The 24470-nt window shown below is 76.1% G+C and carries 18 protein-coding genes and 1 pseudogene; 10 read left to right on the top strand and 9 right to left on the bottom strand.

Translation table 11 applies throughout. The features are described 5' to 3' along the window. Window positions 1-200: 200 nt before the first annotated feature. On the bottom strand, window positions 201-593 hold the full coding sequence (locus tag ABZY91_RS35325) for a hypothetical protein (protein WP_355407498.1): 393 nt from the start codon (window positions 591-593) through the stop codon (window positions 201-203). Window positions 594-949: 356 nt separating this feature from the next. Here ABZY91_RS35325 and ABZY91_RS35320 point away from each other — a divergent pair, with 356 nt between their 5' ends. The 9 genes from ABZY91_RS35320 (at window position 950) to ABZY91_RS35280 (ending at window position 17418) form a co-directional block, all read left to right on the top strand. Further along, the gene (locus tag ABZY91_RS35320) at window positions 950-1399 is read left to right on the top strand and encodes a PPOX class F420-dependent oxidoreductase (RefSeq protein ID WP_355407496.1); all 450 of its coding nucleotides are present in this window, start codon (window positions 950-952) and stop codon (window positions 1397-1399) included. Between the two features lie 176 nt (window positions 1400-1575). Beyond that, entirely contained in the window at window positions 1576-2514 is a 939-nt protein-coding gene (locus tag ABZY91_RS35315) for a hypothetical protein (RefSeq protein WP_355407494.1), read from the top strand. A gap of 393 nt (window positions 2515-2907) precedes the next feature. Continuing rightward, window positions 2908-4284 carry an MFS transporter gene (locus ABZY91_RS35310; protein WP_355407492.1) on the top strand — a complete coding sequence of 459 codons (1377 nt, stop codon included), beginning with the start codon at window positions 2908-2910 and terminating at the stop codon, window positions 4282-4284. A gap of 197 nt (window positions 4285-4481) precedes the next feature. After that, a complete protein-coding gene (locus ABZY91_RS35305) occupies window positions 4482-5804 on the top strand; it encodes a condensation domain-containing protein (RefSeq protein WP_355407490.1) in 1323 nt (440 codons plus the stop codon). A 198-nt stretch (window positions 5805-6002) separates the two neighbouring features. Continuing rightward, window positions 6003-9224, top strand: a complete 3222-nt coding sequence (locus ABZY91_RS35300; RefSeq protein ID WP_355407488.1) for an amino acid adenylation domain-containing protein — start codon at window positions 6003-6005, stop codon at window positions 9222-9224. Next, window positions 9221-10402 carry an acyl-CoA dehydrogenase family protein gene (locus tag ABZY91_RS35295; protein WP_355407486.1) on the top strand — a complete coding sequence of 394 codons (1182 nt, stop codon included), beginning with the start codon at window positions 9221-9223 and terminating at the stop codon, window positions 10400-10402. The genes ABZY91_RS35300 and ABZY91_RS35295 overlap by 4 nt, the downstream gene beginning before the upstream one ends. A 41-nt stretch (window positions 10403-10443) precedes the next feature. Then, window positions 10444-12342, top strand: coding sequence for a non-ribosomal peptide synthetase (locus ABZY91_RS35290; protein ID WP_355407484.1), 1899 nt, complete (start codon window positions 10444-10446; stop codon window positions 12340-12342). Between the two features lie 76 nt (window positions 12343-12418). Beyond that, window positions 12419-14356: a non-ribosomal peptide synthetase gene (locus ABZY91_RS35285; protein WP_355407482.1), complete on the top strand. Its 1938-nt coding sequence runs from the start codon at window positions 12419-12421 to the stop codon at window positions 14354-14356. Then, window positions 14353-17418 carry a condensation domain-containing protein gene (locus ABZY91_RS35280; protein ID WP_355407480.1) on the top strand — a complete coding sequence of 1022 codons (3066 nt, stop codon included), beginning with the start codon at window positions 14353-14355 and terminating at the stop codon, window positions 17416-17418. The genes ABZY91_RS35285 and ABZY91_RS35280 overlap by 4 nt, the downstream gene beginning before the upstream one ends. A gap of 69 nt (window positions 17419-17487) precedes the next feature. Here the strand turns inward: ABZY91_RS35280 and ABZY91_RS35275 are convergent, their stop codons facing one another. The 7 genes from ABZY91_RS35275 to ABZY91_RS35245 form a co-directional block, all read right to left on the bottom strand. Continuing rightward, window positions 17488-17844: a TcmI family type II polyketide cyclase gene (locus ABZY91_RS35275; RefSeq protein WP_329880062.1), complete on the bottom strand. Its 357-nt coding sequence runs from the start codon at window positions 17842-17844 to the stop codon at window positions 17488-17490. Beyond that, on the bottom strand, window positions 17841-18296 hold the full coding sequence (locus ABZY91_RS35270; RefSeq protein WP_329880061.1) for an SRPBCC family protein: 456 nt from the start codon (window positions 18294-18296) through the stop codon (window positions 17841-17843). The genes ABZY91_RS35275 and ABZY91_RS35270 overlap by 4 nt, the downstream gene beginning before the upstream one ends. Window position 18297: 1 nt before the next feature. Further along, entirely contained in the window at window positions 18298-18558 is a 261-nt protein-coding gene (locus ABZY91_RS35265) for an acyl carrier protein (RefSeq protein WP_329951011.1), read from the bottom strand. Window positions 18559-18680: 122 nt separating this feature from the next. Then, window positions 18681-19925, bottom strand: coding sequence for a beta-ketoacyl synthase N-terminal-like domain-containing protein (locus tag ABZY91_RS35260; protein ID WP_355407477.1), 1245 nt, complete (start codon window positions 19923-19925; stop codon window positions 18681-18683). A gap of 5 nt (window positions 19926-19930) precedes the next feature. Further along, window positions 19931-21190 carry a beta-ketoacyl-[acyl-carrier-protein] synthase family protein gene (locus ABZY91_RS35255; protein WP_329880057.1) on the bottom strand — a complete coding sequence of 420 codons (1260 nt, stop codon included), beginning with the start codon at window positions 21188-21190 and terminating at the stop codon, window positions 19931-19933. Then, window positions 21187-21621: a cupin domain-containing protein gene (locus ABZY91_RS35250; RefSeq protein ID WP_329880056.1), complete on the bottom strand. Its 435-nt coding sequence runs from the start codon at window positions 21619-21621 to the stop codon at window positions 21187-21189. The genes ABZY91_RS35255 and ABZY91_RS35250 overlap by 4 nt, the downstream gene beginning before the upstream one ends. Window positions 21622-21684: 63 nt before the next feature. Beyond that, entirely contained in the window at window positions 21685-22851 is a 1167-nt protein-coding gene (locus ABZY91_RS35245) for a SchA/CurD-like domain-containing protein (RefSeq protein ID WP_329951013.1), read from the bottom strand. A gap of 317 nt (window positions 22852-23168) precedes the next feature. On the opposite strand from ABZY91_RS35245, the pseudogene ABZY91_RS35240 reads away from it, so the two are divergent. Further along, window positions 23169-24362: pseudogene (locus tag ABZY91_RS35240) on the top strand (FAD-dependent monooxygenase); the annotation flags it as partial. Here the strand turns inward: ABZY91_RS35240 and ABZY91_RS35235 are convergent. After that, window positions 24353-24451 (bottom strand): collagenase, encoded by a 99-nt coding sequence (locus ABZY91_RS35235; protein WP_355407500.1) that lies wholly within the window; start codon window positions 24449-24451, stop codon window positions 24353-24355. The pseudogene ABZY91_RS35240 and the gene ABZY91_RS35235 sit on opposite strands and share 10 nt — an antisense overlap. Window positions 24452-24470: the final 19 nt, after the last annotated feature.

The following is a 24470-nucleotide window of genomic DNA, read 5'->3' as shown; positions in this document are numbered from 1 at the left end:
TGCCGCCCCCCGGCGGGGGCCCCCGGCCCCCCGGCCGGCTGGGGGGTCGTACCCGGACCGTCCGGCGGCACCGGCCGGCCCCCCCCCCCGGGGCCCCCACCGGCGGCCCCGACACGGCGAAGCGCCGCCCCGCGGGCCCCCGCCGCGACCGGCGCACGGGGCGGCGGTCACGGCGGGGGAGCGGCGGGAACGGCGCGGGATCAGATGGCTGCGTCGGCGCCGCGGCGACCGCGGCGCAGGGCGATCGCACCCGCGCCGAGGCCACCGAGCAGCAGGACCGCGCCGGAGGCCAGGCCGCCACCGGAGAGGGCCAGGCCGCCACCACCGGTGTGCACGCCACCGTGCGGGGCCTTCTCGTCGGCCTTGTACTCGCCGCCCTTGTACTCCTCGGCCTTGTGCTCCTCGCCGGAGGAGCCCTGCTGCTTCTCTTCCCAGGTCTTCTGACCCTCGGCGCTGGCGCCCTTCTCCTGCTTCTCCTGCCAGGTCAGGTTCTTGCCCGGGTCGGCCGCGCCGTCCGCGTAGGCGAGCGGGGCACCGGCGGTGAGGACGGCGGCGACGGCGGCTCCGGCGAGCAGCGTGCGTGCAGAACGCATGATGATGATCCTTCCGGCGCGGGCTGCGATGGCCGACACGTCGTCGGCCAGGGGATTCGCAGGTACGCGCCTGATCCACCGTCATCCACGGTGGCGGCCACTGCCACCGGAGGACGGCAGCGGCGGGCGGGCCGGTGCGCCCTTCGGGTGGACTCCCGGGCGTGTTCACCCGGGTGCCCTGGGCGATCCGGGTGATTGGGTCCCCCCGGGGTATCCGTCGTCGGAACGGGTCGTCCGACGCCCCGTCGGCATCCCGTTCGGCCGTCGTCCGGCTGTCGTCCGGTCCATGCCGCGCCGGCCGGTGCCCGGGTGCGCGGGTACGGGTGAGCCGGGGCGGGGGTGGGGAGACTCGGCGCATGGCTGAGATCTCGAAGGACGTCCGTGAGCGGATCGAGGCGGGACACATCTGGTACGTCGGCACGGTCAACGCCGACGGTTCGCCGCATGTGAGCCCGATGTGGGTGGGGATGGAGGGAGACCTCGTGCTGTTCAACACCTCCGTCGGGCGGGTGAAGGAGCGGAACCTGCGGCGCGACCCCCGGGTCTGTCTGTCGCTCGCCGACCCGGCCGACCCGTACGACCGGGTGCAGATCCGGGGGCGGGTGGTGCGGTTCGTCGAGGGGGAGGAGGCCGACCGGAACATGGACCGGCTGGCCCGGACGTACCTCGGCACGGAGTACGGCTGGCGGGTCCCCGGCGAGCGGCGGGTGGTGGTGCTGGTCGAGCCCACCCGGGTCAGCCGGGTGGTGGGGGTCGAGCCGTTGCCGCAGGGCGCCCCGGGCGGCGTGGCGGCCGACCCGTCCTGACCCGCCGTGATCCGTGGTGATCCGGTCCGCCGGGGCCGGTCGTGACCGTTCGCCCCCGGAGCGCTCCGGGGGCGCCCCGGCCGCGCGCGGCCGTTCGTCGAGGTGGATGCCCCGGGGAACCGGCAGGCCCGGCCCGCGTCTATCTTGAGGGACCACGGACACGAAAGGGGCGGGACATGGGGACGGCCGGTCGGAAGGTGGCAGCCGCGGCGGCGGTGGGTGTGCTGCTGGGGACGCTGGCGGCCTGCGGGTCCGGGGGGAAGACCTCCGGCCACGCGGCCGGGAGCACGGTGGCCGCCTCGGCGAGTCCGGGGAGCTCGGAGGGCGCGGCGGCGGCCTCCGGCGCCGCCTCCCCGGCCCCGACCGGGACCGCGGCCCCGGGGACGGCGGGCGGTACCGAGCCGGGCGGTACTCCGGCGGCCGACGGCGCGACCGCGTCGGCCGGTACGGCGGCGGGCGCCACGACGGGCGCCGGCTCCGGCGGTGCTCCCGGTGGCGCGTCCGGTGGCGGTTCCGGTGGTGCTCCCGGTGGCGCTTCGGGCGCGAACACCGCGGGCACCACCGCCGGTGGCGGTGCGCAGCCGACCGCCGGGCCGGACTCGGACACCCTGCTGCTCGACGGCAAGCTCGTCCTGCAGCTCCTGCCCGACCAGAAGGCGATGACCGGGTGGGAGGAGGAGAAGCGGAAGGTGGACACCGCGGACCACGCCACCACCTGCACCACCACCGCGCCGTGCACCGGCAAGCCGCTGAGCGGCACGGCCCGCTTCGCCTCCGGAGAAGTGACCGCGCGCTTCGGCGTCGACACCCTCGCCGGAAGGGCGGAGGCCGCGAACCGCCTCAAGGAGGCGTACGCGGCCTACGGCGACGCCGCTCACTACACCGCGCTCGACCTCGGGGTGCTGGGCACCGAGAGCCGCGCGTTCCAGGGACAGCTGGGCGGCCGGGACGGCGTGAGCATCGTCCTGCGGTCCGGCACGGTGGTCGCCAGTGTGACCACCGAGGGCGGCCCGGTCGACCGGGCCTCGACCCGTCGGCTCGCCGCGATGCTCGTCAAGCGCATCGAGCAGGCCCAGGCCGGCCGCACCCCGGACGCCGTCCTCGACCCGGCCTGACCGGGTGCCGGGCGGCCCCCGGCACCGTCGGCCCCGGCCCCCGGACCCGCTGTGGTCCGGGGGCCGTTCGCCTGCGCTTACCACGGTGGAGCCACGGCCAGGTGACGGAACGTCAGCACTTCACCCGATCCGGCCAAGTTGAGGTTGACCGTCCGCTGGCGCGAAACGGGTGGTCCGGATATCGGACGCAACGGTGGACACGTGACGCCGGTGGCGACGGGGGGACGACATCGCTGGTCCCGGTTCCGGAGGAGGGTCGCGGGCCCGGATCCGCGACATAAGGGCGGGCTAAGGGAAGCCTGCGGGAGCGGCGGGATCCGGTCGTTCGGGAGGGAGGCCGGAAACGAGCCAGACGGTTGCCCGGTAGCGAATCGGTAACCGAGAGTCGTACTGATGAACGACAAGCCCCATCCACCCCGCACCCCTCCGTCGGCCCGTCGCGACTTCCGGCTCCTGCTCTCGGGAGCGGTCGCGGCCCAGGCGGGCACGCAGGTGACCCTGGTCGCGCTGCCCCTGGTCGCGGTGCTGGAACTCGACGCCACGCCCTTCCAGGTCGGCCTGCTGACGGCCGCCGAGACCGCCGCCTTCCTCCTGGTCGGCCTGCCCGCCGGTGCCTGGCTGGACCGGATGCGCAAGCTGCCCGTCCTCGTCCGCGCCGATCTGCTCCGCTGCCTGGCCGTCGGCTCGATCCCGGTGGCCGGCGTGCTCGACGCCCTCACGCTGGTCCAGCTCTACCTGGTGGCCCTGGTCACCGGAGTGGCGACGGTCTTCTTCGACGTCGCCCACCAGTCCTACCTGCCGGTGCTGCTGCCGCGTGAACAGCTGATCGCGGGCAACGGCGCGATCGAGACCGTCCGCTCCTCCGCACAGATCGCCGGACCGGGGCTGGGCGGCGGGCTGGTCCAACTGCTCGGCGCACCGCTGGCGATCGTCGCCGACGCGTTCGGCTACCTCGCCTCGGCGGTGCTGCTCTCCCGGATCCGGGCCCACGAACCGCAGCCCCGGACCGAGCCCGGCCGCTCGCTGCGCGAGGACGTCGCCGAGGGCGTCCGGTTCGTGGTGGGGCATCCGCTGCTCCGGGTGATCGCCGCCGCCACGGCCGCGTCCAACCTCTTCAGCGCGGTGCTGATGGCCGTGCAGACCGTGTTCTGGGTCAGGGTCCTCGACCTCTCCCCGGCGGCGATCGGGGTGCTGCTCTCGGTCTCGGCCGTGGGCGGCCTCGCCGGCGCGGTCTGCGCGGGCCCGCTCGCCCGGCGGATCGGCCAGGGCCGGCTGATCTGGCTCGCCCCCTTGGTGACCGGGCCGTTCGCGCTGCTCTGGCCGCTCGCCGACGGGGGAGCGGGGGCGGTGCTGTTCGCGGTCGGCGGCGTCGTGGTGCTGTTCGGCGCGGTGGCCTACAACGTCGCCCAGGTGAGCTTCCGGCAGAGCCTCTGCCCGCCGGAGCTGCTCGGCCGGATGAACGCCACCATGCGCTTCCTGGTCTGGGGGACGCTGCCGCTGGGTGCCCTGATCGGCGGCACCGTCGCGGACACGGCCGGGCCCCGGGCGGCACTCTGGGTCTGTGCCGTCGGCACCCTGGTGGTGCCCGTGCCGCTGCTGCTCTCACCGTTGCGCGGCATGCGGGACCTGCCCTCCGCCCCGGGGGCGGAGCCGGTGCCGGACCCGGAGACGGGGTCGGGACCGGACGCCGGCCCGGCGTCGGCCGGCGTCCCCGGGCGCACCGACCCGGAGGCCGCGGAGGACTCGGAGGACGCGAGAACGGTGCACTGACCACCGCCCGCCCGCCGACCGTCCGACGCCCCGACCTTCCGACTTCCTGACTTCCTGACGTTCCGACGTCCTGACAGGGCCGCATCGGGCCGACCGGCCCGCAACGGCTGAACGGGATCCGACGCCCGCAGCCGCCCGCAGCCGCCCGCACCAGCCCTGGACGTCCGAACGCCCTGAACCGAAAGCGGAGACCCTCCGTGTACTCCAGCATCACGGCCGCCTACCTCGCCCGCTACCGGTCCGTCCTCGACGCCGCCCCCGCCCCGGCGGAACTGCTCCCGCTCACCGGTGCCCAGCGGCGGTTCCTGATCACCCGCCGCCGCGACCCCCGCGGCCGAACCGACATCGTGCCGCTGTTCTTCGCCTTCCCGCGCGGGACCGTCGACCTGCCGCGCCTGCACCGCGCAGCAGTCCGGCTGGCCGCCCGCCACCCCGCCCTGCGCGGCGCGTTCACGACGGTGCGCGGCACCCCCCTCCTCCGGCTCGGCGCGCCGGCGGTCGAGGTGGCCCGGGCGGCCGTCGGCCGGGGCGGCCCGGACCGGTCGGCCGCGGCGGCGCTGCGCCGCGCGCTGCTGGACTGGCCGCTCGACGGACCGGTGCTGCGCCTGCTGCTCGCGTCCGCGCCGGACGACGACGAGGAGGTGCTGGCCGTCGCGCTGGACCATGCCGCCTGCGACGAGCAGTCGCTCGGACTGGTCACGGCGGACCTCACCGCGGCGTACGGACAGGACGACGCGTCCGCACCGGAGGGGCCGGACAGTCCGGACGGTCCGGACGAGGACGGCGTCGCGGCCTACCGGGCCGCGGTGGAGGGTCAGTTGGCCGTCGAGGCGGCTGCCGCGAGCGAGACCGCACACGCCCACTGGGCCGCCCGGCTCGGTGGACTGGAGGAAGTCCCCCGGGAGGAGGCCGCCGCCGGCGGGGCCGCCCGGTCCACCGGCGTGGTCACCCACCGGCTGCCCGCCGCGACCGGGGCCGCCCGGGGCGGCGTCTTCCCGGCCCTGCTGGACGCCGTCGGCGCCGCGGCCCGCCGGCTCTCCGCCGGGGAGCGGGTGCTCGCGCTCGGCTACCCGTGGGGCGGCCGGCCGCCGGGGGCGGAACCCGTCCTCGGTTGCTTCCTGAACACCCTCGTCCACCCGGTCGCGCCCGGGCCGGCGCGGAGCCTCGACGAGCTCGGCGCCGAGTGGTGGGACGACCTCGACCACGCGGACACGCCGTACGACGAGGTGGTGCGCGCCGCCCGTTCGGCCGGGGCGCGCTGGTCCGGGACCCTGGACGGCCTGCTGACCTTCGAGGACCTGAACCGTCGGCCGCCGCTGGTGCTCGGCGGCGCCGCCGGACGGGAGACCCACGTGGGCGGTCGTCCGCTCGCCGCCCCGCTGGCCGTCTCCGCCTCGCACGGTGAGGACCTGCTGGTCCGGCTGGCCTGGGACCGCGACCGCTACCGGGACGCCGACGCCGAGGCCGCGTTCCAGGCACTGCTCGCGACGCTGCGCCGTCACCTCGGCCCGCCCGTCTGAGGCCGCCGGACCGGACCCACCGACCCTCACCACCCGGACGACCCAACCGAATCGGGCCCGAATCCGGACCTGACCTCCGACCCCGCACACGTCCCGCCGCGCGCGCCACCATCCCCGGCCCGCCCGGCAGCGGCGGGCCCACCGCGCCCGCCCGCCCCGTTGAACACACACCCAATCGCTACCGCAAGGGAGTTGTCCATGTTCGCACTCTCCTCGTCGCAGGAGATCGTCTGGCTGCACGAGCAGATGCTGCCAGGCAGTCGCGCGTACAACTTCACCGCCGCCCTCGATCTCTGGGGGCCGCTCGACACCGACGCGCTCCGGGCCGGCCTGGCCGCCGTGCTCGCCCACCACCCGGGCCTGCGGCTCGAACTGGTGGCCAGGCCCGAGGGGTTGCCGCTCCAGCGGGTCGGCGCCCGGACCGAACCGCGCCTGCGCACCAGCGACTTCTCCGTCGAACCCGACCCCGAGGCGTCGTTCCGGACCCTGCTCGCCGCCGAGGCCGAGGAGCCGCTGGACACCACGCAGGCCCCGTTGCTGCGCTGGCACCTCGTCCGGCTGGCCGACGACCACCACCGGCTGATCCACGTCGAGCACCACCTCATCCACGACGGGCACTCGTTCGCGATCCTGCTCCGGGACCTCTTCACCGTCTACCGGGCCCACGTCCTCGGCGAGGTCGCCGCCCTGCCCGCCGCACCCTCGTACGAGGACCACGTGCGGGCCGCCGGTCCCAGCCAGGACGCCGCCAGGGAGCGCGGACTCGCCTACTGGAAAAGTGAGTTGGCCGACGCGCCGGTGGACCTCGCGCTGCCCGGGCTGGCCCGGCCCGGCGTCGTGCGCCGGCACCGCGGCGGCCAGCTGCGCCAGTCGATCGGCGCCGATCTGGCCGAGCGGCTGCGCGAGCGCGGCCGGCGCGACGGGCACACCCCGTTCTCCACCCTGCTGACGCTCTTCGCCGAGTTGCTGCGCCGGCACAGCGGCCACCGCGAGCTGATGGTCGGCACCGCCGTGGGCAACCGCCCGCCGGGTTTCGAGGGCACCGTCGGGATGTTCGTCAACACCGTCCCGCTGCGCCTGCGGCTCGACCCGGTCGCGCCCGGTACGGAGACCGTGGACGAGGTGACCGACGTCCTGTTCCGCGCGCTGCCCCACCAGGACGTGCCCGTCCAGGAGCTGACCCGCGCGCTGGGCCGGCACACCAGCGGCGCGGACAACCCGCTGTTCAGCGTGATGTTCAGCGCGCACGACGCGCCGCTGCCCGACGTCCAGGCGCCCGGACTGGAGGTGTCGCTGTACGAGGGCTTCAACACCGGCACCACCCGCTTCGACCTCGACCTGGTACTGCTGCCCGACGACCGCCGGGTGGTCGGCGAGAAGCTCGGCACGGCCGGGATGACCCTGGTCTGGGACTACGACGCCGACCTGTTCGCCGAGGAGACGGCCGTCCTGCTCACCGAGCGGCTGCTGGCGCTGCTCCGCGACTACCTCGACCGGCCGGCCGCGCCGCTCGCCGACCTCGCACCCGTCACCGCGTCCACCGCGGCCACCGTCGGGGCCGGGTCCGCCGCGGCCACCCCGCCCGCCGGCCTCGACCGGCTCGCCGACCTCGACCCGGCCGCCGCCCACGACCCGGGTGCCCTCGCCCTGCTCGCCGGCACCGAGCGTCTCGGCTACGGCGACCTCGACCGCCGCGTCGGGGCCCTCGTCGAGCGCCTGCGCGCCGCCGGTGTGACGCCCGGCCAGCCGGTCGCCACCGTGCTGCCGCGCGGCGTCGACAGCGTGGTCGCGCTGCTCGCCTGCCTGCGGTACGGCGCGGTCTACGCCCCGCTCTCGGCCGAGGACCCGCAGGCCCGGCTCGCCCTGCTGCTGGAACGGCTCGGCCCGGCGCTGGTCCTCGCGACCCGGCAGAGCGCCCTCGCGCTGCCCGGCACGGTCGCCCCGGCCCTGCTGGACGGCCCGCCGTTCCCGAAGGCCGAGCCCGCCGCGGTGCTCGACGGCGCCGCCTACGTGATCCACACCTCCGGCTCGACCGGTGTGCCCAAGCCGGTCCTGGTCGGCCGCACGGCGCTGGCCCGCTACACCGCCGCGGTCGCCGCCCGCTACGGGCTCGGGCCCGCGGACCGGGTGCTGCTCTTCGCCCGTCCCTCCTTCGACGTGGCGCTGGAGGAGGTGCTGCCCTCGCTGGTCGCGGGCGCCGCTCTCGTGGTGCCGCAGCGCGAGGTCCCGACCGGGCCCGAGCTGGTCGCGGTGCTGGCCGCCCGCGGGGTCACCGTCGCCAACCTGCCGACCAGCTACGCCCTGGCCGTCCGCGACGACCTGCGCGAGGCGCTGGCGGACGGCCGCTGGTCCCCGCGTCTGCTCGTCCTCGGCGGTGAGCGGCTGCCCGCTCGGGCCCTGCGCGGGCTGACCGCGGGCACCGGGGTGACCGTGCTGAACGCCTACGGCGTCACCGAGGCGACCGTCACGTCCACCGTGCACGAGATCACGGACGAGGACCTCGCGGAGTCCGGCCGTCCGGCGACCGACCCGGCGGCGACCGACCTGGCGGCGACCGACCCGGCGGCGGCCGGTGTCGCCGCGGACGCCGCCGAGATCCCGCTCGGCACCGAACTGCCCGGCGTGCGCGTGCACGTCCTGGACGAGGGCCTCCGCCCGCTGCCGCCCGGTGCGGTCGGCGAGCTCGTCGTCGGGGGAGACGCGCTGGCCGACGGCTACCTCGGCCTGCCGGAGGTCACGGAGGCCCGGTTCGTCACCGTCCCCGCGCTCGGCGGCGAGCGGGTCTACCGCACCGGCGACCGCGGCTTCCGGGGCCTGGACGGCCGGCTCCGCTTCCTGGGCCGGCACGACAACCAGGTGAAGCTGCGCGGCTTCCGGATCGAACTGGAGGAGATCGAGGCCGCCGCCTCCGCCGAACTGGGCGGCCGTTCCTGCGCCGTCGTGCTGCACGAGGACGCGACCGCCGGCCCGCGCCTGCTCGGCTTCCTGGAGGGCGCCGAGCAGCCCGACCAGACGGCCCTGCACGCCGCCCTGGCCCGCCGGCTCCCGGGCGGCCTGGTCCCCTCGGCCTGGACGGCCCTGGCCGTCATGCCGCTGCTGCCCGGGGGCAAGCCCGACCGTGCCGCCCTGGCCCGGATCGCCGCCGTGGCGCCCGGCGCGGCCGAGGCGGCGGCGGCCGAACCGCAGGCCTTCACCGACCCCGGCGAGGCCATGGTGGCCGAGGCCTGGCGCGAGGTGCTCGGCCACGACCGGTTCACCGCGGACTCGCACTTCTTCGAGGTCGGCGGCCACTCGCTGCTCGCGGCCCGGCTCGCCGCCTGGCTGGAACCGCGCCTGGGCTCCCGTCCGCCCCTGCGCACGCTCTTCCAGCACCCCGTCCTGGCCGACCAGGCCCGCGCCCTGACCGGAGCCGACCAGTGAGCCTCTCCGCCCCCTCCGCCGTCCTCGAAGCCGGCCACCGCGAACTCGTCGACGCCTTCGAGAGCTTCGTCCGCCGCGAACTCGAACCGCTGGCAGCCGAGTTGGGCGAGTCCGCCGGTCAGCCGCCGGCCGACCTGCGGACGTACGTGCGCAAGCGCTCCGCCGCGCTCGGCTTCTACGCCGGGGACTACCCGGAGGAGCTGGGCGGCGCGGACATGCCGTTCACCGCCGTCGTGCTGCTCCACCACGCCGCCGGGCGCAGCGGCTGCGCGCTGGCCCCGTACGCGCTGGCCGGGTCCGACGGGCCCAGCCCGCTGCTGCGGCACGGCACGCCCGAGCAGATCGAGCGCCACCTCGTCCCGCTGGTCCGCGGCGAGCGGACCCGCTGTCTGGCGCTGACCGAACCGCAGGCCGGGTCCGACGCGTTCCGGCTCACCACGACCGCCGTCCGGGACGGGGAAGGCTGGCTGCTGAACGGCCGCAAGACCTTCGTCAGCAACGCCGACCGGGCCGACCTCGCCCTCGTGGTCACCGCCACCGACCTCGGCGGCGGCGCCGGGCCCACCGCCGGTGCGACGGCCTTCGTCCTGCCGATGGACCACCCGGGCCTGCGGATCGGCCAGCGCTACGAGGGCATGTCCGGCGAGCCGCTGTTCGAGCTGACGCTCGACCGGTTGCACGCCCCCATGGCGTCGGTGATCGGCGGCGAGGCCGGTGTCGGCGCCGCCACCGCGCTCGCCATGGACAGCCTGTCCCGGGGCCGGCTGGTGGTCGCCGCGATGTGCAACGGCATCGCCGAGTACGCACTGCGGCTCGGTGTCGAGTACGCCCGGGAGCGGCGGGCCTTCGGGCAGCGGATCGGTGACTACCAGCACGTCCAGGAGCACCTGGTGAGCACCCGGGCCGAGGTCGAGGCCTCCAAGCTGCTCACCCTGGCCTGCGCCCGGCTGGTCGACGACGGCACCGAGGCGCCCGAGAACGCCGCGCTCGCCAAGCTCACCGCCTCCGAGACGGCCGTCCGGGCGGTCGACCGCTCGCTCCAGGTGCACGGCGCCACCGGCTGGGTGCGCGGCCATCCCCTGGAGTTCCTCTACCGCTACGTCCGGATGACGACCATCATCGAGGGGACCTCCGAGGTCCAGAAGGTGATCGTCGCCAAGGCCATGGGCCTGGGGTGAGACCCACGACGACCGCCCGATCGATGCACGGAGGAGCAGCCATGACGAACCCCCAGTCCGACATCCCCCAGACCGACACCCGCCAGACCGACACCCGCCAGACCGACACCCGCCGGCACGACACCACCCCGGCCGGGGCCAGCATCGCGTACGGGCGTCCGCACCAGGACGGCGCGGTGCTCGACCTCTTCACCAGCTGGGCCCACCGGACCCCGCACGCCCCGGCGCTGATCGACGGCGAGCAGACCCTGAGCTACGCGGAACTCGACGCCCTCGCATCGGAGTTCGCCGACGTCCTGGCCGACCGCGTCCGCCCCGGCGACCTGGTCGGCCTCTGCCTGGACCACTCCGCGGCCCTGGTCGCGGCCACCGTCGCCGTCGCCAGACTCGGCGCCGTCCACCTGCCGCTCGGCCCGCGTCCCGGCGAGCGCCGGCTCCAGGCCGTCGCCGAACAGCTGCGGCCCGCGTGCCTGGTCGGTGACCCGGCACTGCTGCCGCCGTCCCACCGGGACGGGCTCCACCGGCCGCTGACCGCCCCCGGCGCGGCCGGCGCGGTCGCCGCCTTCGCCGCCGACCGCGCGGCGGGCGTCCGCATCCCCGCCGGCACCCTGTACACCGTGCTCACCTCGGGCTCCACCGGCACCCCCAAGGCCGTCGCCGTCACCGAGTCCGCGCTCGGCGCGATGCTGCAGTGGTACCGCGAGCTGACCGGCCTCGGCCCCGGCGACCGGCACAGCCTGCTCATCGGGGTCGCCTTCGACCCGCACCTGATGGAGCTCTGGGCCACCCTCACCTCCGGCGCCGCGCTCGTCGTCGCCCCCGACGCCGTCCGCTGGGACCCGACCGCGCTCACCGACTGGTGGCGCACGGCCGGCATCACCGTCGGCGTGCTGCCCACCCCGCTGGCCGAGCCCGTCCTCGACCGCCCCTGGCCCGCCGGACTGGCCCTGCGGCACCTCTGCGTCGGCGGGGACCGGCTGCGGCGCGCCCCGGGGCCGGACGTCACCGCGACCGTCCACAACGCCTACGGTCCCGCCGAGGCCACCGTCGTCACGACGGTCCACAGCATGGCGCCCGGCGCGGACCACGGCGCGGGCGCGCCGCCGATCGGCCGCCCGATCCCCGGCGCCGTCGTCCTGGTCACCGACGAGGACGGCCGCCCGGTGCCCCACGGCCACGCGGGCGAACTGCGGATCGGCGGGCGGGGCCTGGCCATCGGTTACCTCGACGCCGAGCTCACCGCCCGACGCTTCGTCTCGGCGCCCGACGAGATCGAGGGCACCGACCGGGTCTACCGCAGCGGCGACCGCGTGCTGATGCGCCCCGACGGCGTGGTCGAGTTCCTCGGCCGGCTCGACGACCAGGTCAAGGTCAGCGGGGTGCGGATCGAACCGGCCGAGGTCGAGGCCGCCCTCGAACGCGACCCCCGGGTCCGCCGCGCCGCCGTCGTCGCCCGCCCGGGCACGGCCGGCGGTGCCCACCTGCTCGCCTTCGTCCAGCCCGCGCCGGAGGAACCCGCACCCGCGGCGGCCGACCTGCTGGACGCGGTCCGGCCCTGGCTGCCCGAGCAGGCCGTGCCGGGCACCCTGCGGCTGGTCGACACCTTCCCGCTGGACGCCAACGGGAAGATCGACCGGGCCGCGCTGCTCAAGGCCGAGGACGCCGGCCGCCCGGCCGGACCCGCGCCCGAGACGGCCGCCACCGCCACCGAGCGGACCGTGCTCCGGCTCTGCCACGAGCTGCTCGGCCGCACGGACCTCGAACCGGCGGACAACTTCCTCGACTCGGGCGGGACGTCGGTCACCGCCGCCCGACTGCTCGCCGCACTGGAGGACGTGTACGGAGTACGGCTGCGCGCCCCGCTGCTGCTGCGCCAGCCCGACCTGCGGGCCATCGCCCGGCTGATCGACGAGCGGCTCACGAGCGCCGCCACCGGCTGACCGGCCGCCGCACCTCCCGACCGCCGCCGCAGGGCACCCCGGTACGCCGCCGGGGTGCCCGGAAGGGAACCACCCCATGACCTCCACCGCCGCGCACACCCCTGCCACCGGTGACGCCCCGTCCGAGGCCGCGCCCGCCGGCGCGCCCGAAGCCGCCACCGTTCCGGCGCTCATCGCCGGGCAGGCGGCGCTGCGCCCCCGCGCCCTCGCCGTCACCGACGGCTCCACCGCCCTGACCTACCGCGAACTCGTCACCACCGCGGGCCGGCTGGCCGCCGACCTCGCCGCCCGAGGGGTCGGCCCCGGCGCCGCCGTCGGCCTGCTCTGCGCCCGCGCGACCCGCCAGGCCGTGGCCCAGCTCGCCGTCTGGTGGGCCGGCGGCCACGTGGTGCCGCTCGACCCGGCCTACCCGCGTCCGCGCCTCACCGGCATGCTCGACGACGCCGGCGTCCGGCTCACCCTCGGGGACAAGGCGCTGCTCGCCGACGCCGGCCTCCCCGCGGACCGCTCGCTGGCGCTCACCGAGTCCGGTCGCGCCGCGGCCGGCACGGTCGAGACCGCCGAGGGCGCCGACCCGGTGCACCCGGACCCGGCCGGCGTCGCCCTCGTCTACTACACCTCCGGCTCCACCGGGCAGCCGAAGGGCGTCCAGGTGCCGCACAGCGCCGTCACCGACCTGGTGACCGCCCCCGACGGGATCGCGCTGGGCCCCGGCGACCGCGTCCTGCTCCACTCGCCCGCCGCCTTCGACGCCGCCACCTTCGAGCTGTGGGCCCCGCTGGTCCGCGGGGCCGCCGTCGCCGTCTCGCCCGCCGAACGGCCGACCCCCGAGGAACTCGCGCGCGACATCGAGCGGTTCGGCGTCACGACGGCGTTCCTCACCACCGCGCTCTTCCACCAGCTGGCGGCCCGCCGCTCGCGGATCTTCGGTGTCCTGCGGACCCTGATCGTCGGTGGCGAGGCGCTCTCCGTCGAGCACGCGGACGCGGTCCTGCGCGCCTTCCCCTGGCTCGACCTGGTCAACGCCTACGGGCCCACCGAGGCCACCACCTACACCACCCTGCACCGCATCCGGCCGGACGACTGCACGGGCCCGATCCCGATCGGCCGCCCCTTCGGCGGCGCCCGCACCTTCGTCCTCGACGAGGAGCGGCGGCCCGTCGCGGACGGCACCCGCGGCGAACTCTGGATCGGCGGGGCCCGGTTGGCCCTCGGCTACCTCGGCCGACCGGAGCTGACCGCCGAGCGGTTCGCGGACCTCCCCGGCCTCGGCCGGGCGTACCGCACGGGCGACCGCGCCGCGCGGCGCCCCGACGGCACGCTGGAGTTCCACGGCCGGCTGGACGACCAGGTGAAGGTCCGCGGCTTCCGGATCGAACCCGGCGAGGTCGAGCACGCGCTGCGCAGCCTGCCCGAGGTCGCCGAGACGGCGGTCGTGGTCCGCCGGGCGGGGCACGAGGACGCCGCGCTGGCCGCGTACGTCGTCCCCGCCGAGGGCACCCGACCCGTCCCCGAGGCGCTCCGCCGGCAGCTCGCCGAGCGCCTCCCGGCGCACCTGGTGCCCACCGCCTGGACCGTGCTGGACGCCCTCCCGCTCACCGGCAGCGGGAAGGTCGACCGCCGGGCCCTGGCGTCCGACGACCGGCCCGCGCCCGGGGCCGCCGCCGGGCCGGGCGCCGGCGCCGCACTGACCCCGATCCAGCAGGTCGTCGCCGCGGCCTGGTCGCGGGCCCTGGAGCACGAAGTGGCCGCTCCCGAAGCGGACTTCTTCGCCGAGGGCGGCCACTCGCTGCTCGCGATGTGGGTCGTCGACGACCTCCGCGAGGACCTCGGTGTCGACCTGCCGCTCGGCGACTTCCTCGACCACCCCACCGTGGCGGGCCAGGCGGCGCTGATCGAACGCGCCCTCCTCGCGGCCGAGTCCGCCGCGCCGGACGCCTCCGCCGAACCCGCCGAACCCGCGGACGGCGACGCCGCCCGGCCCGCCGCACACCACCAGGAGCCCACCCGATGACCGCCCCCGCCGACCAGGCAGGTCAGGCCGCCCCCGTCGACCAGGCCGCCCTGCTCCGCCGCGCCCGCCGCCGGGTCGCGGACGGGTCCGCCGACCGGGCGGGCGGCCCCCCGGCCGCCGTTCCCGGCCCCTCCGCCACCCCCGTGACCCCGGGCTCCGCCGCCGGCCCCGGTCGCGCCGTGAGCCCCGCCCGCGGCGCCGGGCCGGTCCCGCGGACCTCCGCCACCGGCGCGGCCCCGCTCTCCCACGCCCAGCAGCGGATGTGGCTGATGGAGCGGCTCGGCCAGGGCGGCGCGCGCTACCACGTCCCGCTCGCCACCAGGCTGCGCGGTCCGTTGGACCTCGACGCCCTCGCGACGGCCCTCACCGGCCTGACCGCCCGCCATGCGATCCTCCGTACCCGCTACGGACAGCGCGACGAGCGGCCCTACCAGGAGACCGGGCCGGTCGTCCCGATCCCGGTCCCCGTGCGGCCCGCCGCCCCGGAAGACACCGATCCCGACGGCACCGACCCCGGCAGCACGGATCCCGGCGGTACGGATCCCGACGGCACCGCGCTGCTGCACGCCGAAGCGGCCCGCCCGTTCGACCTCGCCACCGGCCCCGTGCTCCGCGCACTCGCCCTCCGGCACGCCCCCGACGACCACACCGTCCTTCTGGCGATCCACCACATCGCCGTCGACGGAGGGTCCCTGCCGATCCTCGCCGCCGACCTCGCGGCCCTGTACGCGGACGCCGCCGGGCTCCGACCGGAGGACCTCCCCGACCCGGGACTCCCGTACGCCGACTACGCCCGCTGGGAGCGGGGCCGCGACGACGAGCTCGCCGCCACGGCGGCCGACCGGGCCGCCGCGCTCACCGGCGCCCGGCCGCTGCCGCTGCTGCGCCCCGTCCCGCCCGGCACCCCCGACCGGCGGGCCGCCCTGCACGGCTCCCCGCTCGCCGCGGGCACCCTCGACGACCTGCGCAGGCTCGGCGCCCGGCACGGGGCCACGCTCTTCGCCGTCGTCCTGGCCGCCGCCTTCGCCGCCCTGCGCACCGCCACCGGCGAGCCCGACCTCGTCCTCGGCTGCGCCGGCGGCCACCGGGCCCGCCCGGAACTGCGCCGACTGGTCGGCCTCCAGGTCAACACCCTGCCGGTCCGCGCCGAACTCCCCGGCCGCGACCCGGTCTTCACCGAAGTCCTGGCCACCGTCCGGACCGCCCTGCTCGACGCGCAGGTCCACCACGACGTCCCGTTCGACCTGGTCGTCGAGCGGCTCGGCCCCGCCGCCCGGGGCGCGGACGGCACCCCGCTGCTCGCCGTCAGCTGCGACCTGGTCGGCCCGTCGGAGCCGCTGACCCTGCCCGGTCTCGCCGCCGAGGCCGTCGACATCGACCTCGGTCTCGCGAAGTTCGGCCTCACCCTGCTGGTCGAGGACGGCCCGCAGCCGCGCTGCCTGCTCCAGCACGACCCGGCCGCCCTCGACGAGCCCACCGCCCGCCGTCTGCACGCCGCCTTCGCCGAGCTGCTCGTGGCCGTCGCCGCCGACGCCGACCGCCCGCTCTCCGAGCTCCCCGGCAGCCGCCTCGCCGCCCCGCCGTCGCCCGCCGCCGGGTCCGTCGGACCGGAGCACCCCGCGGTCGCCGCCCTGCTCGCCGACCCCCGGGTCGCCGACGCCGCCGTGCTCGCCCCGGACGGCGGTCCGGCGCTCGCCTACGCGGTGGTCCGCGGCCCGTCCGCCCCGGGCGGCACCGACCTGCGCGCGGGCCTCCGCCGACAACTGCCGCCCGACCGGCTCCCCGCCGCCGTCACCCTCATGGACACCCTGCCCCGCCACCCCGACGGCACCCTCGACCCGGCCCGCCTCCCCGGCGCGCCCGCCGCCGCCCCGTCCGCCCACCTCGACGCGGTGCTGGCGGCGTTCGGGGACCTGCTGGGCGGACGCCCGTCGCCGGACGGGGACTTCTTCGGGCTGGGCGGCCACTCGCTGGTGGCGGTCCAGCTGGCGGAGCGGCTCCGTACCGGCACGGGTCTGCCGCTGACCGGGCTGGACGTTCTCGAACAGCGCACGCCCCGGGCGCTGGCCGGCCTCCTCACCACCCGCGCCGCGGAACGGCGCTCCACCACGACCGCGTCCGCCGCCGCGGGCGTGCGGACCGGGACGGGCCGGAGCACGGCCACCCGGGCCGGCACCGTGCTGCTCACGGGGGCCACCGGCGGTGTCGGCGCGGCCGTCCTCCAGGAGCTCGTCGCCCAGGGCCGGCCGGTCCGCGCCCTGGTCCGCCCCGAGTCGGCGCACCTGGTGGCCCGCAGCGGCGTCGAGGTCGCGGAGGGGGACCTCGCCGACCTCGACAGCCTGCGCCGGTCCGTCGAGGGCGTGGACGCCGTCATCCACTCCGCGTGCACGTTCACCGAGCACGCCGTCGACGTCGCCGCGATGCGCGCCCTGGTGGACGGTTGGCGCGGCGGGGCCGGCTTCGTCTTCGTCAGCAGCGTCGACGCCTACGGGCGCCCCGCGCCGGGCGAGGTCGCCGAGGGCGCCCCGGCCACCGGGCCGGTCAGCCCGTACGGGCGGGCCAAGGCGGAGTGCGAGCGGATCCTCCGCGAGTCCGCCGACGGCCGGGGACCCTGGACGGTGGTCCGCTCGCCGCTGGTCTGGGGGCCGAACCGGCGGCTGCGCGACCAGCTCCGCTGGGGCGCCACCGGCGCGCTCTACCAGGACGCCCTGGCGGGCCGGCCGATCACCCTGCCGCGATCCGCGCCGGAGGGCGGCGCCGACTGGTACGGCGCGAGCTGGGTGCACTCGGCGGCCCTCGCCCGCGCCCTGGCGGGCGGCCTCACCCGGGCACCGGGCCGGGTGGTCAACGCGGTGACCGGCCACGTCTCCTGGACGGACTTCGCCACCGAGCTGGTCCGCCTGCTCGGCTCGGCCGGCGCCGTCACCGCCACGGAGGACGCGGACCCCGAGCTGCGCCGCCCGTGGCGCTACCGGGCCGACGCGCTCGCCGAGCTGCTCCGCCCGGAGCCCGGGGAGGACTGGCGCGCCGTCCTCGCCGCGATGACCGGGCCGGCCGGCTGACCCGCACGAGCGGACACCCCGCAGGCCGCAGGCCGACGGGGTGTCCGCTCGACGGACCGGCACCGGCCCTCAGCCGGTGCGCTCCCAGCGGTAGAACTCGTGCGCCATGGCGTCCTTCGGCCCGCGCCAGGTGGCCGGGTCGTACGCCTGGACGTACGCGGTGAGCGCGTCGCTGACCGCCCGGAACTCCGGGTGCCCGACGACCTGGGCGACGGCCGGGCCGGGCGGCCGGTCCGCCTCGATCAGGTGGAGGTAGACGTCGCCGAACTGGAACAGGCTCCGCCCGGTGACGCCGATCAGCTGGGGCAGCTCGCCCCGGTCGGACTCGGCGAACACGTCGGCGATGCCCCGGGCCGCGTCCGGCTTCATCCGGGCGACGATCAGCGCGCGGTGGGTCTGCGTGGTGAGGGGGGACGTCGTGCTCACAGCTCCGCGGCCTTCTTCTCGACCTTCTCGCGGATCAGCTGCAGCTGGATCCGCGAGTTGCGGTTGATGTGGTTGACCATGCCGTCGTCGTCGACCGGCGCGGTGGGCTTCATCGAGAAGTCCTGCACCCAGCGCATCCTGGTGCCGGCCGGGACCTCCGCGTACTCCCACTGGATGTCCATGAACTCGAACGGGCCGGGTTCGACCCGCCGGGCCCGGACCGCGAGCGAGGACCGGTCGGTGGTGCGCTCGGAGACCCAGCTCCACACCTTCCCGTCGTCGTCGGGGTGCATGGTCAGCCGGAAGGTGACCCGGTCGCCGTCCCGCTCCAGCACCTCGACCGAGGCGTACTCGCTGAACAGCTGGGGCCAGTTCTCCAGGTCGTTGGTGATCTCCCAGACCAGGTCGAGCGGTGCCGCGATGACGATCTCGTTGTCGGTGTGTCCGGCCATCTCAGGCACCCGCCTTCGCGGTGACGGCGGAGTTGACCAGGTCGAGGAACTCGGCGGGGGTCTTCGCCGACTCCGCGCCGTTGGTGACCTTCACGCCGTGCCGGTTCTCCAGCTCGCCGACCACGCCGAGCAGGCCGAGGGAGTCCACGCCGAAGTCGTCGAAGCTGACGCCGGGGCGCTCCAGGTCGAGGGGGTCGACGGCGACGCCGGCCCGGGCCTGGATGAGCGTCGCGAGTTCGGGATAGCTGAGGGTGTTGCTCACGGGATGTCCCTTCATAGCGTGCGAGTTGCGGTTGAGCGGCCGGACGGTCGAGCCGGCGGGGCGGGCGGCGGGCGACGGGCGACCGGTGGAGCGGTGGAACGACGGCACGGGCGGGGCGTGGATCAGGCCTCCCGGTCGCCACGCCGGAGCACCAGGGCCGAGTTGGAGCCCATCAGCCCGCGGCTGAGCACCAGCGCGGTGCGCAGCTCGGCCGGCCGGGCACGCCCCGTCACCAGGGCCAGGTCGTGTCCGACCTCGGTGACGTTCGGGGTGGGCGGCAGGACACCGTCCTCCATGGCGAGCACGGCGGCGGCCGTGTCGAGCACCGGCGCGCCGCAGTAGGCCCGGCCGGTGCCGGCCTTCGGGGCGGTGACCGGGACGCGTTCGGCGTACGGGCCGAGCGCGTCGGCCAGGGCGAGCGCCTCGGCGCGGTCGGCGGCGGGGACGCCGAGGGCGTCGGCGAAGACCACGTCGACCTCCTCCGGCGAGATCCTGGCCTGGTCGAGGGCGATCCGGATGGCGGCGGCCAGGCCCTCCCGGGACTCCTCCCAGCGGGAGGCACCGGTGAAGGTGGCGCCGTGCCCGGCCAGGTACGCCCGGACGGTGGCGCCGCGCCCGAGGGCGGTCCGCTCGTCCTCCAGGAGGAGCATCGCGCCGCCCTCGGCGGGGGCGAAGCCGCAGGCCGCGGGGGAGAAGGGCAGGTAGGCCCGGTCGGCCCGGTCGGCGAGGCTGACCTCGGGGTAGCCGAGCTGGCAGACCATCGAGTACGGCGCGAGCGGGGCCTCGGCGGCGCCGGCCACCACCGCGTCGGTGCCGCGTTCGATGGCGCGGGCGGCGTGGGCCAGGGCGTCCAGGCCGCCGGCCTCGTCGCTGGCGACCACCCCGCACGGGCCCTTGTAGCCGCCGCGGATGGAGACCTGGCCGGTGCTGGCGGCGTAGAACCAGGCGATGGACTGGTAGGGGCCGACGAACTGCGGTCCCTTGCCCCAGAGCTGCTGGAGTTCGCCCTGGCCGAACTCGCCGCCGCCGGAGCCGGCCGCGGTGACCACGCCGACCGCGTACGGGTCGTCGGGGTCGGGGACGTATCCGGCGTCCGCCACCGCCTGGTCGGCGGCGGCCATCGCGTAGTGCGTGAACCGGTCGGTCTGCACCAGGTAGCGGCTGTCGATGGCGGCGGCCGGGTCGAAGTCCCTCACCTGACCCGCGATGCGCAGGGGGAAGTCCGCGCAGCCCTCACGGGATATCCGGTCGAGGACGCTCACGCCCTGCCTGGTGGCCTTCCAGAAGGCGTCGGCCCCCACGCCGTTCGGCGCCACCACGCCGAGGCCGGTGATCACCGCCCGGCGGTTCTGCTGACGTGACGTCATGGATCTCACCCCGTTCTTGTGAGCACGACGGCGGACTGGAATCCGCCGAACCCGCTGCCGACCGAGAGGATGTGGCGCAGCGGCATCTCCCGCGCGGTGCGCGGTACGTAGTCGAGGTCGCACTCCGGGTCGGGTGTCTCGTAGTTGGCGGTCGGCGGGACGACGCCGCGGTCGAGCGCGAGGGTGCAGGCGACCACCTCGATCGCGCCGATCGCGCCGAGCGAGTGCCCGACCATCGACTTGATCGAACTCATCGGCGTCCGGTAGGCGTGCTCGCCGAGCGAGCGCTTGACGGCCGCCGTCTCGTGCCGGTCGTTCTGCTTGGTGCCCGAGCCGTGTGCGTTGACGTAGTCGACGTCGCCGCGGTCGACCCTGGCGTGGGCGAGCGCGTGGTCGATCGACCGGGACATCTCCAGCCCCTCCTGGGTGAGGCCGGTCATGTGGTAGGCGTTGCCGAAGGTGGCGAAGCCGCCGATCTCGCCGTAGATCCGGGCGCCGCGCCGCCGGGCGTGTTCCAGTTCCTCCAGGACGAGGACGGCGCCGCCCTCGCCGAGCACGAAGCCGTCACGGTGGGCGTCGAACGGCCGGGAGGCGTGCGCCGGGTCGTCGTTGCGCTCGCTGGTGGCCTTGATGGCGTCGAAGCAGGCGACGGTGATCGGCGAGATCGGCGAGTCGGAGGCGCCGGCGAGACAGATGTCGGCGCGGCCCTCCTCGACGCTCTGGAAGGCGTACCCGATGGCGTCGAGGCCGGAGGTGCAGCCGGTGGAGACGGTCTGCACCGGGCCGCGCGCCCCGGTCCGCTCGGCGACCGCCGAGGCGAGCGTCGAGGGCGCGAAGGCCCGGTGCAGCTGCGGTTCGGCCCGCCGGTGGTCGACGTCCCAGCGGGCGCCGCCGGCGCTGACCAGGGCGTAGTCGTGCTCCAGCCGGGTGGTGCCGCCGACGGCGGTGCCGAGCGAGACGCCGATCCGCCACGGGTCCTCGGCGGCCAGGTCCAGCCCGGAGTCGGCGAGCGCCTCGTCGGTGGCCACCATGGCGAACTGGACGTAACGGTCGGCCCGTTGGACTTCGTCGGGGCCGAGCCCGTGGGCGGCCGGGTCGAAGTCGCACTCGGCGGCGATCCGGGAGCGGAACCCGGTGGGGTCGAAGAGCGTGATGCCCCGGGTCGCCGTCCGCCCGGAGGTGAGGAGTTCCCAGAACGCGGGGACACCGACTCCGCCGGGCGCGACCACGCCGATTCCGGTGACGGCGACCCGTCGCCGGCTCACGAGGCCACCTTGGCGTGTTCCGGCGGGGCGGAGGTGCCCACCGGCTCCGTCTCCTCGGTGTCGACGTGGCCGAGTTCGGGGCGGGGTGCCAGCGGGCCGAGGTGGAAGACCATCCGGGCCTCGGTGTCGCCGACGTTGCGGAACCGGTGGCGCATGTCGATGGGGATCATCAGACCCTGCTCGGGCTTGAGCACCCGGGTCTCGCCGTCCAGGTCCACCTCCAGGTCGCCGGCGACGACGAAGACGAACTCCTCGGAGTACGGGTGGTAGTGCTCGCCGATCCGCTCGCCGGGCTGCACGATGGCCAGCCCCATGAACCCGCTGGTGGCGCCGCAGGTGGTCGGGGTGAGGATGGCGCGCAGGTCGCCGCCGCGCCTGCGGTTCTCCGGCGCCTCGGAGACGTGCACGATCCGTGGGTACTGCGTGGACATGGTTTCTTCCTTACGGATGTCGGGATCGGTGGTGGTGGCCCGGCCGGGGGAGGCGACGGAGCGTCAGGCGGGCTGGGAGGTGCGGTCGGTGACCGGGTTCATGGCGCGGGCGGCGAGGACGGCGCTGAGCCCGCCGACGGTCCGCAGGTCGCCCTCCGGGCCGAGGTCGAGCAGCCGGCCGAGGAGGGCGGCCTCGCGCTCGCCGGCGACGCCGAGTCCTGCCGCCGGGTCCGCCTCGGCGGGGACCCGCAGGTCCACCAGGCGGACCACGACGTCGTCCCGGTGGAAGACGGTGCTGGTGACCACCGGCCCGGTCGGGTCGACGGTGGCCAGGTTGTCGTAGTCGGCGAGCAGGTCGGCCACGGCCTGGCCGTTGCCGGGCTTGACCGGGTAGAGCACCGCGTGCCGGTGCAGCCGGCCGGAGGCGGGGGAGCCGGCGATCGCCTGGTGCTCGGCCGGCAGTGCGGCCCGGGCGAAGAAGGCGCGGGCCGCCTGCGGGTCGCCCAGCTGGCGGGCCTCCTCCAGGTACGGGTTGATGGCCTCCTCGACGGCCCGTACCTCGGGCTGCATGGCGACGTGCCGCAGCGCGTCGCCGAGGTTGCCGACCACCTCGACCGCCCGGACCACCCGGTTGCCGTGCATGAACAGCGAGGTGCGGCGCAGCCGGGTGGTGTCGTCGACCTCGGCGCGGGGCGAGGTGTAGCCGGAGAGGATCCGGGCGACCTCCGGCTCGCTGCCGGGCTTGACGGTGAAGGTCAGGGCGTGCCGGACCACGCCGTCGGGCCCGGGGTCGGCCTTGGGCGGGCCGGCCTGTCCGGAGGGGGTGGTGCGCGGCAGGCCCTCGGGCACCTCCTGCGGGGCCCGGGTGCCGGTGACGCCGGCGGCGGAGGTCTCGCGGAGGATGGTGTAGCGCAGCGAGCGGAAGGTGTCGCTGACGCATCCGTGCATCGGCTTGACCATCTCCCGGTGGGCCGGGCTGTCCACCCACTCCAGGAAGGTCTCCTGGTCCTCCCACTCGCTGGTGATGAGCCACTGGCGGGGGTCGTTGATGGACTGGCAGAGCTGGTCACTGACGTGGCCGGGGACGGTGGCCACCTGGTGGCGGAGCTGCTCGTACACGTCCATGAAGCGCTGCTGGGCGCCGTCCTGGATCTCCAGCATCAGCACCACCCGCAGGCGGGTCTCGGATTCGGAGTGCTGCCGCGCGGGGGGTTCGGACAGGGTCGTCATGATCCACTTTCTGCTTCTGGGCCGTACGCGTCGGGGGCCGCGTGCGGCGGCGCCGGGCCGGAGGGGCCGGGTGGCCTCCGGCGGGGGGAGGGCGGTGCGGTGGCGGTCGGCCGGTCGGGGTCGGCGCCAGGTCTGAGGTCGATCGTGCGCGGCGGGCACGGGCGGCGCGAGATATGCGGGCCATCCGGGCGAAGCGGCGGCAGAAGCCCCCCGGTGCGGGGGATGGAAGAACGGGGCCGCTGTGTCCGAGAGCCCCGTCGAGGGCGGCTCCGAGCCCGCATCAGGGCCCCGAACCTCCGTACAGGCTGGAGCAATTGATGAATCCGAAGGTTGACGACCGGGTGCCGGTCCTGATCGTCGGCGGCTCGCTGGTCGGGCTGTCCGCCTCGCTCTTCCTGGGCCGACTGGGTGTCAGACACCTGCTGGTCGAGAAGCACGCCGACACCTCGCATCACCCGCGTGGCCGAGGCAACAACGTCCGCACGATGGAGCTGTTCCGGGTGGCCGGGATCGAGCCGGCGATCCGCGAGGCGGCCTCGGTGCTCGCGCCGAACCACGGCATCCTTCAGGCCCCCTCGCTGACCGGCGAGGAGCAGGAGTGGCTGTTCCGGGAGATCGACCCGGGCGGGCGGCTCGCCCGCTTCAGCCCCAGCTCGTGGTGCCTGTGCAGCCAGAACGACCTGGAACCGGTGCTGCTGCGGTCCTCCCGGGAGCTGGGCGCGGACATCCGGTTCTCGACCGAGCTGCTCTCCTTCGAGCAGGACGACGACGGCGTGACGGCGCTGCTGCGCAGCCGGGAGACCGGCGAGGAGCGCCGGGTGCGGGCCGACTACCTGGTCGCGGCGGACGGTCCGCGCAGCCCGGTCCGGGAGGCCCTGGGGATCGGCCAGAGCGGCAAGGGCGAGCTGTTCCACAACGTCAGCATCACCTTCCGGGCGAAGCGGCTGGCGGAGGTGGTGGGCGACCGTCACTTCATCGCCTGCTACCTGACCGCTCCGGAGGCGGACGGCGCCCTGCTGCCGGTGGACAACCACGAGGAGTGGGTGTTCCACGCGCCCTGGCACCCGGAGCACGGCGAGCCCCTGGAGGCGTTCACCGACGAGCGCTGCGTGCGGCACATCCGGGCCGCGGTCGGCATGCCGGACCTCGATGTCGAGATCACGGGGAGGGCCCCCTGGCACGCGGCCGAGCGGGTGGCCGACGGCTACTCCGCCGGGCGGGTGTTCCTGGCCGGGGACTCGGCGCACGAGATGTCCCCGACCGGGGCGTTCGGCTCCAACACCGGCATCCAGGACGCCCACAACCTGGCCTGGAAGCTGGCCGCGGCGCTGTGCGGCTGGGCCGGTCCGGGGCTGCTGGAGACGTACGGGAGCGAGCGCCGGCCGGTGGCCCGGGTGACCGGGGAGCGGGCGTCGGCGCGGTCGGCCGAACACAGCCACCCGGGGTACGCGGTGGTGCCCGGCGTCGGCCGGCAGGCCGGTGTGCTGTCGGTGGCGCTCGGCTACCGGTACCGGTCGGGCGGCTGGCGCAGCCAGTCGGCCTCGTGGGCGATGAAGCGGGCCTGGTTGCCGGCCTTGCTCGGGTCGCCCTCCTCGTACATGCCGCCGTTGTCGGTGTCG

The organism is Kitasatospora sp. NPDC002965 (assembly GCF_040611255.1).
Taxonomy (GTDB): domain Bacteria; phylum Actinomycetota; class Actinomycetes; order Streptomycetales; family Streptomycetaceae; genus Kitasatospora.
Note: the sequence above shows the minus strand (reverse complement) of the source record. Positions and strands in the feature narration are given on the sequence as shown.

Coding starts and splice junctions, on each gene's coding strand:
- ABZY91_RS35325 (WP_355407498.1), bottom strand. CDS start 593: ATGCGTTCTGCACGCACGCTGCTCGCCGGAGCCGCCGTCGCCGCCGTC.
- ABZY91_RS35320 (WP_355407496.1), top strand. CDS start 950: ATGGCTGAGATCTCGAAGGACGTCCGTGAGCGGATCGAGGCGGGACAC.
- ABZY91_RS35315 (WP_355407494.1), top strand. CDS start 1,576: ATGGGGACGGCCGGTCGGAAGGTGGCAGCCGCGGCGGCGGTGGGTGTG.
- ABZY91_RS35310 (WP_355407492.1), top strand. CDS start 2,908: ATGAACGACAAGCCCCATCCACCCCGCACCCCTCCGTCGGCCCGTCGC.
- ABZY91_RS35300 (WP_355407488.1), top strand. CDS start 6,003: ATGTTCGCACTCTCCTCGTCGCAGGAGATCGTCTGGCTGCACGAGCAG.
- ABZY91_RS35290 (WP_355407484.1), top strand. CDS start 10,444: ATGACGAACCCCCAGTCCGACATCCCCCAGACCGACACCCGCCAGACC.
- ABZY91_RS35285 (WP_355407482.1), top strand. CDS start 12,419: ATGACCTCCACCGCCGCGCACACCCCTGCCACCGGTGACGCCCCGTCC.
- ABZY91_RS35280 (WP_355407480.1), top strand. CDS start 14,353: ATGACCGCCCCCGCCGACCAGGCAGGTCAGGCCGCCCCCGTCGACCAG.
- ABZY91_RS35270 (WP_329880061.1), bottom strand. CDS start 18,296: ATGGCCGGACACACCGACAACGAGATCGTCATCGCGGCACCGCTCGAC.
- ABZY91_RS35260 (WP_355407477.1), bottom strand. CDS start 19,925: ATGACGTCACGTCAGCAGAACCGCCGGGCGGTGATCACCGGCCTCGGC.
- ABZY91_RS35250 (WP_329880056.1), bottom strand. CDS start 21,621: ATGTCCACGCAGTACCCACGGATCGTGCACGTCTCCGAGGCGCCGGAG.
- ABZY91_RS35245 (WP_329951013.1), bottom strand. CDS start 22,851: ATGACGACCCTGTCCGAACCCCCCGCGCGGCAGCACTCCGAATCCGAG.
- ABZY91_RS35235 (WP_355407500.1), bottom strand. CDS start 24,451: ATGTACGAGGAGGGCGACCCGAGCAAGGCCGGCAACCAGGCCCGCTTC.